Below are 14,822 nucleotides of genomic sequence, written 5' to 3' on the forward strand. Positions count from 1 at the left end.
ACCGCCGGCTCCTGCGCGTCTTCTACCTCTCCGGCCTCTCGGCCCTAAAGAGCTGCCCCGCCTCACGGGCCTACTACGACCGCAAACGCGGCGAAGGCAAAACCCACATCCTGGCAATGCTGTCCCTGGCCCGGCGCCGCCTGAACGTCCTCTGGGCCATGCTCCGCGACGGCACCACCTTCATTCGCGTTATGGCAGGGACGCCATCCATGGCCGCCTGACGAGAATGGACGGTGTACGTTTGGGGAACGCTACGCGGGCCTCCTGCCTGGCTCGCTTTCATTTGTGAATTCCGGGATGCCGAACCGCTTCCCAATGAGTACGCGGATGGCCGCTTCCAGGGGCTGATCTTCCAGCTCAACGCCCTCGCCCCCGTAACGAATTCCCGTCTCGTCGCCCACCGCTTCGATGTCAAAAAGGTTGAGGACCTCGGCCACGCGCACCTGATACTCGGTGCCGGTCATTTGGCGAGACACACGAACTGGAATTGTGCTGAGGGTGCGTACGATCCCAGCCTGGATGGATTCATTCACTTGGCGGGCTCGTCGGTGTCACCAGGTTGTAGTTAGCGCGGCATTCGTCGCTCACCGTCAGGAGGTTTCCAGTGGTTTCCACCCTCCAGTTGACTGAACTGGTTCCGTAGTTGTTGACAGCGCTATAGGTGTACGGGCTCGTGTAGCGCAGGGCGGTGCCGGAGTAGAACTTGACCTGTGCGCTGTACTGTGTCGTCACGAATACCCACACGACCTGACCCGCGGGACAGCTGAGATAGCCGTTGGCGCCCGTGACGGCCGCCTGCGCGGGCATCGCGGGTGCCATTGCCAATGCCAATGCAGCAACGACGCCGATCGCGCCGAGTCTTCGAGTTTTCAATGCTTCCCCTGAGCATCCGGACGGGGTTTCGGTGTAAGCCGCCGTCAACTGATGGTGCACTCTTGCATGACGTTCCGCCATTGCACAAGGGGTCCCAAACCGCCATTCCGTCGCGGCTCTTCTCACGTGCACTCGTCGAGGGAGCAGACAGCGATCTTCTGACAGTGGCGAGAGGCCGTGCTGCATCAGCTTGACGAACCAAAGGTGCCAATTAGCGCTGCGGAAATGCCGCCATTTATCGCTGTGATTCACAGGTCCGGCGCCGCCCAAGAGGGCAAGGTACGTAAAGCTGTCGGCTTAGGGTTCCACGACAGGAGCGAAAGGGGCCTCGCTGCGCTCGGGCAGCACAAGCATTTATTCTTTCCTTTTTGCTGCTGTCCGTTGGATCCTACGCGCCCGCTCCACCGGCTCAACCGTCCTGCGGACGGCCGCACACCCGACGGATTACGTTCGGCGCTGCGCTTATTTCCTCACCCAATCCATCCGCTGCTTCGGGTTGCCCCGGCGCCGTCGGGCACAGCTACGCGATGCTCCGCCAGCAGGCAAAAAACATGGTGGGGGAGAGGGAAACCGGTAAGTCAGGCACCCGCCCCGCCCGAGCGAAACGGAGCATCACCGCATGAGCACACAAACTCAGGCCCGCGCAGTCACGACCGACACGGCCGAAACGGTCACCGCCCCGGTCCCTCCTGCCGATGACGTTGCAGGGGACGGGTACGACTGGATGGACACCCTCGAGGGCACCGCCTGGTCCGTGCTGCCGAACTGGGGCAGCGAGGGCTGGGACGCCGGGTCCTGGCCCTACATCATCTTCGCCGTCGCCCGCACCCGCGATCGGAACGGCGAACTGTTCGCCTACGGAACCTACGTCGAAGGAGACACCGCCACGCACTGGTTCCGGTCCCAGGACGCCTGCTTCGAAGCGATCCCCGCCGAGGTGTTCTTCCACTGGGCCTCCGGCCAGTCCGACGGTCCGGAGAACCTCCCCGCCACCGCCGCAGAACTGCCGGAGCGGGACCGTAAACCCTACCCCGGCTGGACGAACTAGACACACCCCGGGTGTCCCGGCCGTGAACCGGCCGGGACACCCGATAGGCACGCCAATATCCGTTGACAACATCATTGAGATTCCTTCGGGGCGGCGGCAGCCGGGCTGGTTGACATGCAGCTCCAGATCGGGGCGGCGTCGGCCTGTTTCACCGCAGTGACGGCGTTTGGCCTGCTCGCCGGGATCCGTTTGCTGCCCACCCGGACGCCGGCCTGGTTCGGAGTCATAATGGCTGCTGCTGTGATGCTGGCCGTGCTGCTCTTCAGCGGATGGGCACTCGTGGTCCTGCTCGGGCTGGCCGTGGCCGCCATCTTGGCTGGCCGGCCGGGCGCACGGGTATGGCCGTTGGGGCGCGCGAAAACGCCAACTAGTGCGGGTCAGCGGGAGCCGGTGCCGGCTGCTGCGCCGCCTCCTGCCCGGCCCTGACCGTCGCCTCGATCATCGAGGACATGAACCGCGTCGCGATGCCCAGTTCCTCCGGAGTGAATTCGGCCATCGCGGCCGCCATATGCCGGGCCAGCGGCTGGAACATGGCCCCGCCGTCGCGGTAGGCCTTGGGGGTCATGCGGAGCTGGACCTGGCGGCGGTCCGGGCCCTCCCGCTCGCGAATCACGTGGCCGGAGCTGTGCAGCCGGTCGATCAGTGCCGTGGTGGCGGGTGAGCTCAGGTGGAGTTCCTTGCGGAGCACGCCGGGCGTGACGATCTGGTTCCTCGCGGTGTGCCGCATGATCACGGCCAGGGCATTGAGGTCCGTCCGGTGCATGTCGTTGCGGCCGCCGGCGGAATCCACGTAGCGGTTGGCCTCGAGGCTGAATTCCTGAAGCAAGCGGACCAGCGGCGGCGGGCCATTAGGCGGGCCATTAGGCGGTCCGGTAGGCGGTCCGGAAGATTCGCGGCGTCCCGGCGGATCAACTGTCACGGCGAACCTTCCTCTCTCCTCTGCCTTGCCCACTGCTCCGCAGCAGGCGCCCTCCGGAGTTTACTTCAGCGGACCTCGGCATCGGACCGGCCCGGCGTCGAAATATTTCCCAAGAATTGGACCCCACCGGTTTATCTCTATTGTGGAGATAGTCTACTATGGACTCAATTCTACTCCTCCCAGGCATGCACCAGAAGGAACCATGAACAAGACACCACACGGCAGTGCCCGCGTCCCTTTCTGGCTGCGCTGGCTGATTCCCGTCCTGCTCGTCGTCACCTGGCTGGCCATCGCCGGGATCGGCGGGCCTACCTTTGGCCGGCTGAGCGAGGTCTCCTCCAATGACCAGGCGTCCTTCCTGCCGACGGGAGCCGAGGCCACGGAGGTCCGGGACTGGCAGGCCAAGTTCCGGGACACCAATGAGGTCCCAGCCGTCATTGTGATAGAGAGCGACTCGGCCTTCACCACGGCCCAGCTCGGCGAGGTGGCAGCCCTCAGGGGCAAGCTGGAGGCGCTGGGCGCCGGCAGCACCGTAGTCGGCCCCATCCCGTCCGAGGACGCCAAGGCCGTGCAGTTTGTAGTCCCGATCGATTCGGCCGGCGAAGTGAAGGAAGTCGTCAAGGAACTCCGCGCGGAGGTGCAGGCATCCGCTCCGGCGGGAATGCAGACCTTCGTAACCGGTCCGGCCGGGCTTGCCGCCGACCTCGTCAGCGCCTTCGCGGGCATCGACGGTATCCTGCTGCTGGTGGCCCTTGCCGCGGTTTTCCTGATCCTGCTGATCGTCTACCGCTCGCTGCTGCTGCCGATCGCTGTGCTGTTCACTTCGGTCTTCGCGCTCTGCGCCGCCATCCTGCTGGTTTTCGGGATGGCCAAGCTCGGCTGGATCCAGCTCAACGGCCAGAGTCAGGGCATCCTGTCCATCCTGGTGATCGGTGCCGCCACGGACTACGCGCTGCTCTATGTGGCGCGGTTCCGTGAGGCGCTGACGCACACGACCAACCGGACGGCCGCCGCGCTCACCGCGTGGAAGGCGGCCTGGGAGCCGATCCTGGCCTCCGGCGCCACCGTCATCATCGCGCTGCTGTGCCTGCTCTTGTCCGACCTCAACTCGAACAAGGCACTCGGCCCCGTGGCGGCCGCAGGCATCCTGTGTTCCCTCTTCGCGGCCCTGACCCTGCTGCCCGCGCTGATGGCGCTGCTGGGCCGCGCCGCGTTCTGGCCGTTCCGCCCCAAGCTGCTCCCGGAGACTGAGCGCGAGCCCGAACTCGTGACCGGCCTCGAGGGCCAGAAGGGGTTGTGGCGCGCCACCGGGTCCCTCGTGTCCCGCCGGCCGCGGACTGTCTGGATCGCCTCCGTGCTGCTGCTCCTGGTGGCCTCCGCCGGCGTGCTCCAGCTCAAGGCCAACGGTGTGCCGCAGACCGACGTGATCCTCACTGCGTCCAACGCCGTCGACGGCCAGGACGCCCTGGCCCGGCACTTCGACGCCGGCTCCGGCAGTCCTGCCGTGATCGTCGCTGACGAGGCGAAGGCGCAGGACGTGCTGGCCAGGACCAAAGCGACCGACGGCGTCGGGGCCGCCTACCTGCTGGCCGAAGGCAGCGTTCCGATCGTCCCCGGCGCTCCGGCCGCCCCCGGCGCCCCGGCTTCTCCCACGGCTCCTGCGGTCAGGGGCGGCAAGGTCCAGATCAACGCGACGCTGAACTTCGCCGCGGACTCCAACGAGGCTGAAAACGTCGTGGTGGCCCTCCGCCAGGAACTGAAGAAAATCGACGACGGCGCCCTGGTCGGCGGAGTGACCGCCACGGCCCTGGACACGAACACCACTGCCCAGCGTGACCTCGTCACCATCATCCCTGTGGTCCTCGCGGTGATCCTGGTGATCCTGATGCTGCTGCTGCGCTCCGTGCTGGCGCCGGTGCTGCTGGTTGCCTCGGTGGTGCTGTCCTACGCCGCCGCCATGGGAGTCTCCGCCTTCGTGTTCAACAACATCTTTGGATTCCCGGGAGCCGATGCCACCGTCCCGCTCTTTGGCTTCGTCTTCCTTGTGGCGCTGGGGGTGGACTACAACATCTTCCTGATGAGCCGGGTCCGGGAAGAGTCCATCAAGCACGGCACCCGGCCCGGCATCCTGCGTGGCCTGGGCGTCACGGGCGGCGTGATCACCTCCGCCGGAGTGGTCCTCGCGGCCACCTTCGCGGCCCTGGGCGTCATCCCCATCATGTTCCTCGTGCAGCTGGCCTTCATTGTGGCCTTCGGGGTTCTGCTGGACACCGTCCTGGTCCGCTCACTGCTCGTTCCGGCCCTGGCCTACGACATCGGCCCCCGGATCTGGTGGCCGAGCAAGCTGGGGCGCACGGAGAAGGATGCCGCCGCGAGCGTCCGCCCGGCTGCCCCGGAGGCGGAATCCGCGGAGGCGGGAATCCGCTAGCCCGAGGCCGCACCTGCCCCCGCAGCCGCAGCCGCCGTCACTGTTCCTGGTCCCCCCACCAGGCAACGGTGGCGGCGGCTGCTTCCGTGAGCGGCGTGGGCTGCAGCCCCAGGGCCTCTTCGCTGGCGCTCGAGTCCATCACGAAGGGGTGGTCGAACTGGTACAGGGTTTCGGCCAGTTCCCGCGTTCCGGCGGAGAATATGCCCACCGTTCGCAGCGCCCACCCGGGGACGGCGGCCACCCGCGGCGCCCGGACGCCGGCCGCGGCGGCGAACGCTGCAGCAATCTTCCGCTGGCTGAGCGCGGGGCCGGTCGGCGCGTGCCACACCCTGTTCCACAGCGCAGGATCCTGAGCTGCCCTGATCATGGCGGCAGCCAGATCCGGCACATACGTGAAGGAATGCGGCAGCCCCGCGTTGCCAATTACCATCAGGGGCTTTTCCGCCAGGACCGGCTTCACCATGCGCTCGCCGGCATGCGCGCCGCGGACCCTGGGACCGAAGAAATCGCCCGCCACCACACTCACTGTGTCCGTTGCGGACGCCGCACGGGCCGCGAGCAGTGCGGTGCGGATACCCCGTTTGCCGTCGCGGGCATTCCGCGGGCCCTCCTCGGTCATCGGCCGTTCCGGCTCGCTGTAGGAGTACAGGCTTTCCGGAAACACGACGACGGCGCCGGCCTCGCCCGCCGCGGCAAGCACCACCTCCTCGGCGCCGGGCAGTTCCTCCGCCCAGACCTTTGCGCTGTACTGCGATCCGTGGATGCAGTGGAACACGGCTTTGGCGCCCCGGAACAGCTCGCCGAGCCGCGCAGGGTCGGACACATCGACGGCCGTCTTTTCGATCAGCGGGTTGTCCGGTCCGGTGCCGGAGCGGGTGAGCACCCGCACCCGGTGGCCCGCTGCCGCGAGCTGTTCGGCCACCGTCCAGCCGACGGGGCCGGCGCCCGTGACGACAAACAGGGCAGTGGCCGGGGCCTCGGGGGATACGGGCTGGGACACGGTGTTCTCGCTTTCGTTGTGGTCGCATCGGGCTGCGGCGGCCCGGGCCGGGGCTGGATTAGCCAGGCCGCAACCTGAACCTGAGAGCACTGCTCTCTGAATTCAGGATGGATCCGGCTGGGGCGAAAGTCAAGAGCAGTGCTCACATTTGTTGACACTGCTCTGCTTTATGGAATGCTGGAGCCATGCCGCAGACCACCGACCTGGCCGTGAAGCCGCCCACTCCCCGCGAGCGTGCCCGGGCACGGACCATCGAGGACATTGTGCGCCTCGGCCGGGAGCATCTGGCGGTGCACGGGGCTGCCGCACTCTCCCTTCGCGCCGTGGCGCGGGATCTCGGCGTGGTCTCCTCGGCGGTCTACCGGTACGTGGAAAACCGCGAAGAGCTGCTGACCCTGCTGCTCATCGACGCGTACAACGAACTCGGAGACGAAGTCGACAGCGCCGTCGCTGCCCTGCCCGTGACCGACTTTGCCGGGCGGTTCAGCGCCCTGGGGTCCGCTGTGCGGCGCTGGGCGCTGCGCGAGCCGGCCCGCTATGGGCTCCTCTTCGGCAGCCCTGTGCCCGGATACCAGGCGCCGGCCGAGCGGACCATGGTGCCGGGCACCCGGGTGATCTACGCCCTGATGGCACTGCTGGACGGCGCCTACCGGGCCGGGCGACTGGCGGCGCCTGACGGTCAGACCGTCGTCGTCCCCCCACTTTCCGCCGACCTGGAGCGGATCCGCAGCGGGATGGGACTCGCGGTGCCCGACGGGCTGCTGGCGCGCGGCGCGCTCGTCTGGACGTCCCTGTTCGGAGCCATCAGCTTCGAGGTTTTTGGCCAGTACGGCGCGGACACCTTTAGCGCCCCGGATGAACTCTTCGCCCACCATCTGACCGTGCTGGCGGACCTCGCAGGCATTGAACAGCCGGCGACCCAGACCGGCCGGCAAGCCGCCGATCACCCGGAATAGCCGATGCCCCGGGGTTTTCCTTGCCCCCTGTTGTCTCCCGGTGGCGCTCGATAGACTGCCCCTGCGCCTGCCCGGGCGCGCCGAGGCTTCCAGGAAGGATCCAACCATGTCCGAAAACAGCGAGTTTGATCGAACAGCAGCGGAACCCGAAGAGCAGGCCGCAGAAGGCCAGTATGTCGAGGGGGACTACGGCACGGCCGGCACCGCCGGGGAGAACCCGCCCGAGGCCAAAGAGGGCGAATACCCCACCGGCGACTACGGGGCGGCCGGCACCAGCGGCGCCACCGCCGTCGGCGCGGAGGAAGGCGATTACCCCGAAGGCGATTACGGCGCGGCGGGCGGCACCGCCGCGACGCCGGCTGACGCCGAGGAAGGCGAATATCCCGAAGGCGACTACGGAACCGCCGGCGCCTCGCGCGCCGCTGGGCGGGGCGCTGATGAGGTGCCCGCGCGGAACGCAGTGGAGCGGAACGCAGACGCCGACGAAGCTGACCGCGGAGAGCGCTGAAGGCGGACTTCGCGCACAGCGAAATACCCGGCGGCTGGCCGCGCTGTTGGCCGGGTACTCCCCGGATTCCGGGGGAGAGCGACTTCCAACGAGCGGGCCGCGCCGTCCAAAATCCAAAGTTGAGCGCAGGACGCTCAACTTTGGATTGACTTTAATCGGGGTCTGAGTAGAGTTGAGTGCAGATCGCTCAATCACGGTCGGATCCCTTGCCGATAGAGGCATTGCGGTCCGCAGCCATCCCGGCGAGTTTCCACGGAAAGTAAGGACGCAACACATGTCACGTGCAGTAGGTATTGACCTCGGAACAACCAACTCCGTCGTCTCCGTTCTCGAAGGTGGCGAGCCCACCGTCATTGCCAACGCCGAGGGTGGCCGCACCACGCCGTCGGTTGTTGCATTCTCCAAGTCCGGCGAAGTGCTGGTTGGCGAAATCGCCAAGCGCCAGGCCGTCAACAACATTGACCGCACCATTGCTTCCGTCAAGCGCCACATGGGCACCGACTGGTCCGTCGCCATTGACGACAAGAAGTACACGGCGCAGGAAATCTCCGCCCGTATCCTCATGAAGCTCAAGAACGACGCCGAGTCCTACCTCGGCGAGAAGGTCACGGACGCCGTGATCACGGTCCCCGCGTACTTCAATGACGCCGAACGACAGGCCACCAAGGAAGCCGGCGAAATCGCGGGCCTCAAGGTCCTGCGCATCGTCAACGAGCCCACCGCGGCCGCCCTGGCCTACGGCCTGGACAAAGGCAAGGAAGACGAACTCATCCTCGTCTTCGACCTCGGCGGCGGCACGTTCGACGTCTCCCTCCTCGAGGTTGGCAAGGACGAAGACAACTTCTCCACCATCCAGGTCCGCTCCACCGCAGGCGACAACCGCCTCGGCGGCGACGACTGGGACCAGCGCGTTGTCGACTACCTGCTGAACCAGCTCAAGGTCAAGGGCATTGACCTGTCCAAGGACAAGATTGCCCTGCAGCGCCTGCGTGAGGCGGCGGAGCAGGCCAAGAAGGAACTCTCCTCCTCCTCGAGCACCAACGTCTCCCTCCAGTACCTCTCCGTCACCCCCGACGGCCCCGTGCACCTGGACGAGCAGCTGACCCGCGCCAAGTTCCAGGACCTCACCAAGGACCTGCTCGAGCGCACCAAGAAGCCGTTCCACGATGTCATCAAGGAAGCCGGCATCCAGCTGTCCCAGATCGACCACATCGTGCTGGTCGGCGGTTCCACCCGCATGCCTGCCGTCTACGACCTGGTCAAGGACCTCGCCGGCGGCAAGGAGCCGAACAAGGGCGTCAACCCGGATGAGGTCGTCGCCGTCGGCGCCGCACTGCAGGCCGGTGTCCTGAAGGGTGAGCGCAAGGACGTCCTCCTGATCGACGTCACCCCGCTCTCCCTCGGCATCGAGACCAAGGGCGGCATCATGACGCACCTGATCGAGCGCAACACGGCCATCCCGACCAAGCGCTCCGAGACCTTCACCACGGCGGACGACAATCAGCCGTCCGTGGCCATCCAGGTCTTCCAGGGCGAGCGCGAGTTCACCCGCGACAACAAGCCGCTGGGCACGTTCGAGCTGACCGGCATCGCGCCGGCCCCGCGCGGCGTCCCGCAGGTTGAGGTCACCTTCGACATCGACGCCAACGGCATCGTGCACGTCTCGGCGAAGGACAAGGGCACCGGCAAGGAACAGTCCATGACCATCACGGGCGGTTCCAGCCTCTCCAAGGAAGACATTGACCGGATGGTCAAGGACGCCGAGGAGCACGCAGCAGAGGACAAGGCCCGCCGCGAGGCAGCCGACACCCGCAACACTGCCGAGCAGCTTGCCTACTCCGTGGACAAGCTCATCGCCGACAACGCCGACAAACTGCCGGAAGAGGTCAAGACCGAAGTCCAGGCCGACGTCGACGCCCTCAAGGCAGCGCTCGAAGGCACCGATGACGCGGCCGTCAAGACCGCGTTCGAGAAGCTGCAGGCTTCCCAGACCAAGCTCGGCGAAGCCATCTACGCCCAGGCAGGATCCCCGGACGGCGCCACCGGCGCCCAGGGTGCCCCCGCCGGCGAGCCTGCCGCGGGAGCCGACGAGGACATCGTCGACGCCGAGATCGTTGACGAAGACGAGAAGAAGTAATCATGCCGCATCACGGTAACGAAGAAGAGCACGGTTCTTCCGAGAGCCGTCGCGACGCCGAACAGCGGGAAAACGAGCCGCAGAAGCCGATCATCCACGACAACCGCAAGGTTGATCCGAAGACCGGCCAGGCCCGCCACCCCGACCAGGAGCGCGCCGCCGCGGCAGACTCCGACTCCGGTTCCGGGGACGCCCTGTCCCAGGCCGAGGACATCCTCAACAGTGTGGACGTTCCGGCCGCGGATTCCGTGGCCCAGGGTGCTGACGGCGCGGAGGCGGAGGAGCTCAGGAATGACCTCCGCCGCCTGCAGGCCGAGTACGTCAACTACCGCAAGCGCGTCGAACGCGACCGTGCCGTGGCAGGGGAGATGGCCGTCATCGGCGTCCTGAACTCCCTGCTGCCGGTACTGGACGACGTCGACGCCGCCCGCCAGCATGGTGACCTCACGGACGGACCGTTCGCCGCGATCGCCGCCAAGCTGGAGAACGCGCTGAAGACGTACGGCCTGGTGCGCATCGATGAGACCGGCGTGGAGTTCGACCCGACGATCCACGAGGCCCTCATCCAGCAGCCGGGCACGGATGTCGAAATCGACACCGTCAGCCAGGTCCTGCGTTCCGGGTACAAAACCGGCGACAGGGTCCTGCGGGCAGCCCAGGTCATCGTGGCCGTCCCGGCCTAGCAGTACGCCATCGAAGTGACAGTTCGCGCCCGTGTTTCGACCAAACATTGGCGCGAACTGTCACCTCGGCACACAGATTTGAAAGGAAACGCCATTGGCTAGCCAGGACTGGGTGGACAAGGACTTTTACAAGATCCTTGGAGTCGCCAAGGACGCTTCCGACGCCGACATCAAAAAGGCCTACCGGAAGCTCGCGCGGCAGCACCACCCGGACACCAACGCGGGGAATGCCGCTTCGGAGAAGAAGTTCAAGGACATCTCCGAGGCCTACTCCGTGCTTTCCGATGCCGACGAGCGCCAGCAGTACGACGCCATCCGGGCCATGGGCGGCGGCGCACGCTTCGCCCCCGGCGGCGCCGGCGGGGCTGCCGGCGGGGCCGGGTTCGAAGACCTCTTCGGCGGGCTCTTCACCGGCGGCGGGGGACGGCACTCCGGCAGTTACAGCACGGCCGGCGGCATTCCCCCCGAGTTCGCCGACCTCTTCGGCGGCGGTGGCGGCGGCTTCGGCGGCGGGGGCCAGTCCTTCCAGCGTGCACCGCAGAAGGGTGCCGACCGAACGGCGTCCACCTCCATTTCCTTCGCCGGTTCCATCCGGGGCACCACCATCGGCCTGCGTGAACCGGACGGCGAGGTCATCGATGTCCGCATCCCGGCCGGCATCAAGGACGGCCAGAAGGTGCGCGTCCGGGGCAAGGGCCAGTACGGTCCGGCCGGCTACGGGGATCTTATGGTCACCGTCTCAGTGAAGCCGCACGATTTCTACGTCCGCGACGGCGACAACCTGCGCATCCACGTTCCGGTCACCTTCCCGGAGGCAGCCCTGGGCGCCGACATCGAGGTTCCCACCATCGACGGCGACAAGGTCAAGGTGCGCGTGCCCGCCGGCACGCCGTCGGGCCGTACCCTCCGTGTCAAGGGACGCGGCGTGAAGCATACCAAGGCCACCGGGGATCTGCTGGTGACCATTGACGTCGCCGTCCCGCGGAAGCTGAACAAGGAAGCCGAGGAGGCCGTCAAGTCCTTCGCCGCGGCCACGGCCGGTGAGGATGTCCGCGCCGAACTGGCAGCCAAGGCGCGGCTCTAGGAACGGACGCCTGCCATGGTTATCGAGTACGAGCAGCCGATCTTCGTCATCTCCGTTGCCGCGGAACTGGCGGACATGCACCCCCAGACGCTCCGGCAGTATGACCGGCTGGGCATCGTCTCACCCAGCCGGGCCCCCGGCAAGTCGCGGCGGTACTCTCAGCGGGACATCAGCATGCTCCGCGAGGTCCAGCGGCTCTCGCAGGAGGGCGTCTCCCTCGAGGGCATCAAGCGGATCCTCCAGCTGGAGAACCATGTGGCAGCCCTGCAACGGCGGGTCACCGAGCTGAGTGAAGAACTCGAACGCCGGCCCCGCGCCCTTGACTCCCGCATCTTTGCCGCCGGAGCCGCGGGCGACGTCGTGAGCCTGGCCCGCGGCAAGCGCCCGCGGGCACGGTCCCAGGCGCTGGTGGTGTGGCGGCCGCGCGGGATCGAAGACTGAGCCAATTCTTAACCCAAAGAGTGCCCGGGACCCCTGAGGGTCCCGGGCACTCTTTGCGTTAGAACCGGGACTTGGTGCTGCCCGGGACCGGGGACGTGTTGGCGAAGGGGTTGCCCGCGAGGTCCCGCATCCCGGTTGCCGGCGTGTACGACGGGAAAGCAGACTGTTCCGTCCCGTTACCCACGCTGCCCGAGATCAGGGCCCCCATCGTGATGGTGAGCGTATTAGCGGACCGATCCCAGCTGATGATTCCTTTGTAGCTGAGCGTTCCCGAGCCGTAGTAGCTGCCACCCAATGACACGGTGCCGATACTCGATGTCGGGCAGACCAAGCTATCCACGGCCACGCTGAGGATATTGCCGGAGCTGATGTTGACCGTGGCTTGGTCCGCGCTCAATGTCAGCGTTCCGCTGGGATCGGCGGCCCAATTGCTGCAGATCGTGGATGCGTCCAGGCGTTCGGAGAATGTGATGGTCGCTTTGTCATTGGGGTCGAGCTTGCCGTTCCTGCCTCCGCCGTCTGCCAGCAAAACTCCGCTCACTGTCGGGGCAGTGACGTCCTTGACGGAGGCCGCGGTGCCCGGCGTCGCGGGGTTACCCTGGTTGCCCGCGGTGTCGGTCGCGACCGCGCGGTAGGTGATCGTTCCGGCGTTCAGGGACGACAGGTTAACGGTGATGTTCCAGGCCCCGGAGCCGTTCGCGGTGGCGGTGGCGGTGGCGTTGACGGTGTGCGCCGCGCCGGCGTCCGTGACAGCCAGGGCAATGGACGCCCCGGGTTCGGTGGTGCCGCTGACCGGCACTGCAGAGACGTTGCCGATGTTGACATAGGCGGGGGCAGCCACCGAAGGGGCGGCCGGCGGCGTGGTGTCCACGGCGGCGGCGCTGCTCCGGACGCTTTCGGTTCCCTGCCACTGCGCAAGCACCGGAGTGACGGTGTAATACCAGGTGCCGGTCGGGACGCCCTGGTCGGTGCAACCCAGTCCCGTAGTGACCGTGCCCGCGCAAGTGCCGCCGGCGGCTACTTTCGTGCCGCCCGATGCGGAGGCATAGCGCGCCACGGTGTATCCGCTGACAGGCCGACCGGCGAGGGTGGCGGTGGCTTTCCATCCCAGCATGACATTTCCGGCAGACACGGTGGCCGCCGGCGTTGCGCCGGCGGCCACAGCGTCTGCGGCGGACGACGCGGAACCCCCGTTCGAGACCGCCTTCCAGTAGGCGTTGGCTCCCGGACCGGCCCACGAGAGGAGGGCAGCGCCGGCAAGGATGACGGCAATGCGGCTCCGGGCGCGCGAGCGTGCCTCGCGGCTGTTGCGACGGCTCATCGTCGTGCCTCCACGGTGACGGGAATTTTGAAGGTCGCGCCCTGACAGGCGGACTGCGACAGCACGGACATGCTCGCCGCGCCCGGCAGGGTGACCAGCCGGGAAGAGTTCGCCGGGATGGTGACGGCGGGTGCGAGCGGGGTGGCCGGGGCCGTGAAGGAAACCCCGGTGGTGGTGCAGCCGGGATGGGCGGCATCGGCCGTGACCTCCCCGCTGGCGGCGACCGCGTACAGCTGAACCGCGAAGCCGTTGGGGTTGCTGGTCCGGAGGATGACGTCAGCGGTGCCGCCCGGGACCAGGCTCGTGCTGTTCGAGTCGCCTGCCACTAACGCGTCGACGGTGACGGTCTGCATTGCGGCGGCCGCTGCGGCGCCGGTACCCGAGCCCGTGCTGGCCCAGTACGCGTAGGCAGTGCCACCGCCCGCCAGCAGGCAGAGCGCGGCGGCACCGGCCGAGGCAGTTCCAGCGAGTTTGGTGCCGTGCACCAGGGATCGTGTGGATCGCATGTCAGATTCCCTGCCCTGATCCCGAGTACGCCAGCTGGAGGACTGCGCCTTTGCAGCCGTCCTGGAGGCGTGGAGTGTCGAGCATGGCGATCCGGGGCCATTGGGTCGGGGGAACGCCGAGCTGTGAGAGCGAGCTGTTGCCGGACGGGACCGTCAGGGGGTAGCGCCCGCTGTACTGCGCCACGGCATAGTCCTGTGCAGTGCAGGGCAGGTTGGCCGCGATCGCCTTCGGCGTGCGGACCACACCCGTGATCGAGACGGACAGATTGCCGACGTCGATGCCTTTATCCGGGTTGTTGAATCCGAGGTCCAGGGACCGGTTCGTGCCGGGCGCGAGAAGGCCCGACACATCGCCGGCGAGCCCGAAGACGCGCAGGGGTGCCTTGATCCGCAACTGGGTCTTGACGGCAGCCGACAGGATGGATCCGCTCTGGCCCGTCAGTGTCAGATCGTAGTCCCCGGCGGCTGTCGTGGATGCCGTGGATACGTTCACGCTGAGCTGGGCTGTGCTCCCAGCCGTCAGCTTGACGGACGACGGCGAGAAGCTCGCCGCTGCCCCGGCGGGGAGGCCGGTGACTCCCAGCAACACTGTGCCGGCAAATCCGCCGGTGGAACTGACCGTTGCGGAATAGCTCGTGGCCTGTCCCTGGTCCACGTTCCGGCTGGACGGCGTGACCTGCAGCAGGATCCCGGGCTTTGGCGGGGCCGACTGCTGCCCGGCGGCGTAGAGTGTGCCCGCGGGCAGGAAGATGGCCAGCAGGCCAATGATGAGGGCGCGGCCGGCGAGGCCCGCGTGTTCCTTGGCGAGCCGGAAGAACCGCAGTGGATGCTGCATTCCCTATCCTCCTTCGACCGGGCGCGTTGCGCGGGTCGTGGGTGTCGGCGGTGACTGATGGGTTGCTGGGCGGTGGCCTGAAG

Annotated in this window: 16 protein-coding genes and 1 pseudogene; 9 read left to right on the forward strand and 8 right to left on the reverse strand. The window is 67.2% G+C overall.

What is annotated here, in order from left to right:
- A pseudogene (locus ACZY0Y_RS05570) lies at positions 1-221 on the forward strand (IS110 family transposase); the annotation flags it as partial.
- A 30-nt stretch (positions 222-251) separates the two neighbouring features.
- Here the strand turns inward: ACZY0Y_RS05570 and ACZY0Y_RS05575 are convergent.
- Entirely contained in the window at positions 252-464 is a 213-nt protein-coding gene (locus ACZY0Y_RS05575; protein WP_463957044.1) for a hypothetical protein, read from the reverse strand.
- 61 nt (positions 465-525) lie between these two features.
- Positions 526-954 (reverse strand): hypothetical protein, encoded by a 429-nt coding sequence (locus ACZY0Y_RS05580; protein ID WP_463957045.1) that lies wholly within the window; start codon positions 952-954, stop codon positions 526-528.
- A 538-nt stretch (positions 955-1,492) separates the two neighbouring features.
- Between ACZY0Y_RS05580 and ACZY0Y_RS05585 the strand changes: the two genes are divergently transcribed.
- Complete coding sequence (locus tag ACZY0Y_RS05585; protein ID WP_463883108.1) at positions 1,493-1,921, forward strand: hypothetical protein; 429 nt, start codon at positions 1,493-1,495, stop codon at positions 1,919-1,921.
- A 71-nt stretch (positions 1,922-1,992) separates the two neighbouring features.
- On the opposite strand, the gene ACZY0Y_RS05590 is transcribed toward ACZY0Y_RS05585, so the two are convergent.
- Positions 1,993-2,148 carry a hypothetical protein gene (locus tag ACZY0Y_RS05590; RefSeq protein WP_463883110.1) on the reverse strand — a complete coding sequence of 52 codons (156 nt, stop codon included), beginning with the start codon at positions 2,146-2,148 and terminating at the stop codon, positions 1,993-1,995.
- A gap of 140 nt (positions 2,149-2,288) precedes the next feature.
- Positions 2,289-2,840, reverse strand: coding sequence for a MarR family winged helix-turn-helix transcriptional regulator (locus tag ACZY0Y_RS05595; RefSeq protein WP_463957046.1), 552 nt, complete (start codon positions 2,838-2,840; stop codon positions 2,289-2,291).
- Positions 2,841-3,042: 202 nt separating this feature from the next.
- Here ACZY0Y_RS05595 and ACZY0Y_RS05600 point away from each other — a divergent pair, with 202 nt between their 5' ends.
- Entirely contained in the window at positions 3,043-5,268 is a 2,226-nt protein-coding gene (locus ACZY0Y_RS05600; RefSeq protein ID WP_463883112.1) for an MMPL family transporter, read from the forward strand.
- A 37-nt stretch (positions 5,269-5,305) separates the two neighbouring features.
- Here the strand turns inward: ACZY0Y_RS05600 and ACZY0Y_RS05605 are convergent, their stop codons facing one another.
- Positions 5,306-6,229, reverse strand: a complete 924-nt coding sequence (locus ACZY0Y_RS05605; protein ID WP_463957114.1) for an NAD-dependent epimerase/dehydratase family protein — start codon at positions 6,227-6,229, stop codon at positions 5,306-5,308.
- Between the two features lie 224 nt (positions 6,230-6,453).
- Here ACZY0Y_RS05605 and ACZY0Y_RS05610 point away from each other — a divergent pair, with 224 nt between their 5' ends.
- From ACZY0Y_RS05610 to ACZY0Y_RS05635, 6 genes are all read left to right on the forward strand, one after another.
- The gene (locus tag ACZY0Y_RS05610; RefSeq protein WP_463957047.1) at positions 6,454-7,224 is read left to right on the forward strand and encodes a TetR/AcrR family transcriptional regulator; all 771 of its coding nucleotides are present in this window, start codon (positions 6,454-6,456) and stop codon (positions 7,222-7,224) included.
- Between the two features lie 106 nt (positions 7,225-7,330).
- Entirely contained in the window at positions 7,331-7,732 is a 402-nt protein-coding gene (locus tag ACZY0Y_RS05615; RefSeq protein WP_463957048.1) for a hypothetical protein, read from the forward strand.
- Between the two features lie 274 nt (positions 7,733-8,006).
- A complete protein-coding gene (gene dnaK / locus ACZY0Y_RS05620; RefSeq protein ID WP_463883118.1) occupies positions 8,007-9,869 on the forward strand; it encodes a molecular chaperone DnaK in 1,863 nt (620 codons plus the stop codon).
- 2 nt (positions 9,870-9,871) lie between these two features.
- Positions 9,872-10,552, forward strand: a complete 681-nt coding sequence (locus ACZY0Y_RS05625) for a nucleotide exchange factor GrpE (RefSeq protein WP_463883120.1) — start codon at positions 9,872-9,874, stop codon at positions 10,550-10,552.
- Between the two features lie 94 nt (positions 10,553-10,646).
- Positions 10,647-11,636 (forward strand): DnaJ C-terminal domain-containing protein, encoded by a 990-nt coding sequence (locus ACZY0Y_RS05630; RefSeq protein WP_463957049.1) that lies wholly within the window; start codon positions 10,647-10,649, stop codon positions 11,634-11,636.
- A gap of 15 nt (positions 11,637-11,651) precedes the next feature.
- Positions 11,652-12,077, forward strand: a complete 426-nt coding sequence (locus ACZY0Y_RS05635; RefSeq protein WP_463883124.1) for a heat shock protein transcriptional repressor HspR — start codon at positions 11,652-11,654, stop codon at positions 12,075-12,077.
- A gap of 58 nt (positions 12,078-12,135) precedes the next feature.
- Here ACZY0Y_RS05635 and ACZY0Y_RS05640 read toward each other — a convergent pair whose 3' ends face one another.
- Genes ACZY0Y_RS05640 through ACZY0Y_RS05650 form a run of 3 tightly spaced genes read right to left on the reverse strand, consistent with a single transcriptional unit; the run spans position 12,136 to position 14,739 of the window.
- Positions 12,136-13,398: a hypothetical protein gene (locus tag ACZY0Y_RS05640; protein WP_463957050.1), complete on the reverse strand. Its 1,263-nt coding sequence runs from the start codon at positions 13,396-13,398 to the stop codon at positions 12,136-12,138.
- Positions 13,395-13,904, reverse strand: a complete 510-nt coding sequence (locus ACZY0Y_RS05645; RefSeq protein ID WP_463883128.1) for a hypothetical protein — start codon at positions 13,902-13,904, stop codon at positions 13,395-13,397. Before ACZY0Y_RS05645 ends, ACZY0Y_RS05640 begins: the two co-directional genes overlap by 4 nt.
- A 1-nt stretch (position 13,905) precedes the next feature.
- Positions 13,906-14,739, reverse strand: a complete 834-nt coding sequence (locus ACZY0Y_RS05650; RefSeq protein WP_463957051.1) for a COG1470 family protein — start codon at positions 14,737-14,739, stop codon at positions 13,906-13,908.
- Positions 14,740-14,822: the final 83 nt, after the last annotated feature.

Source organism: Pseudarthrobacter kochi (genome assembly GCF_055412805.1).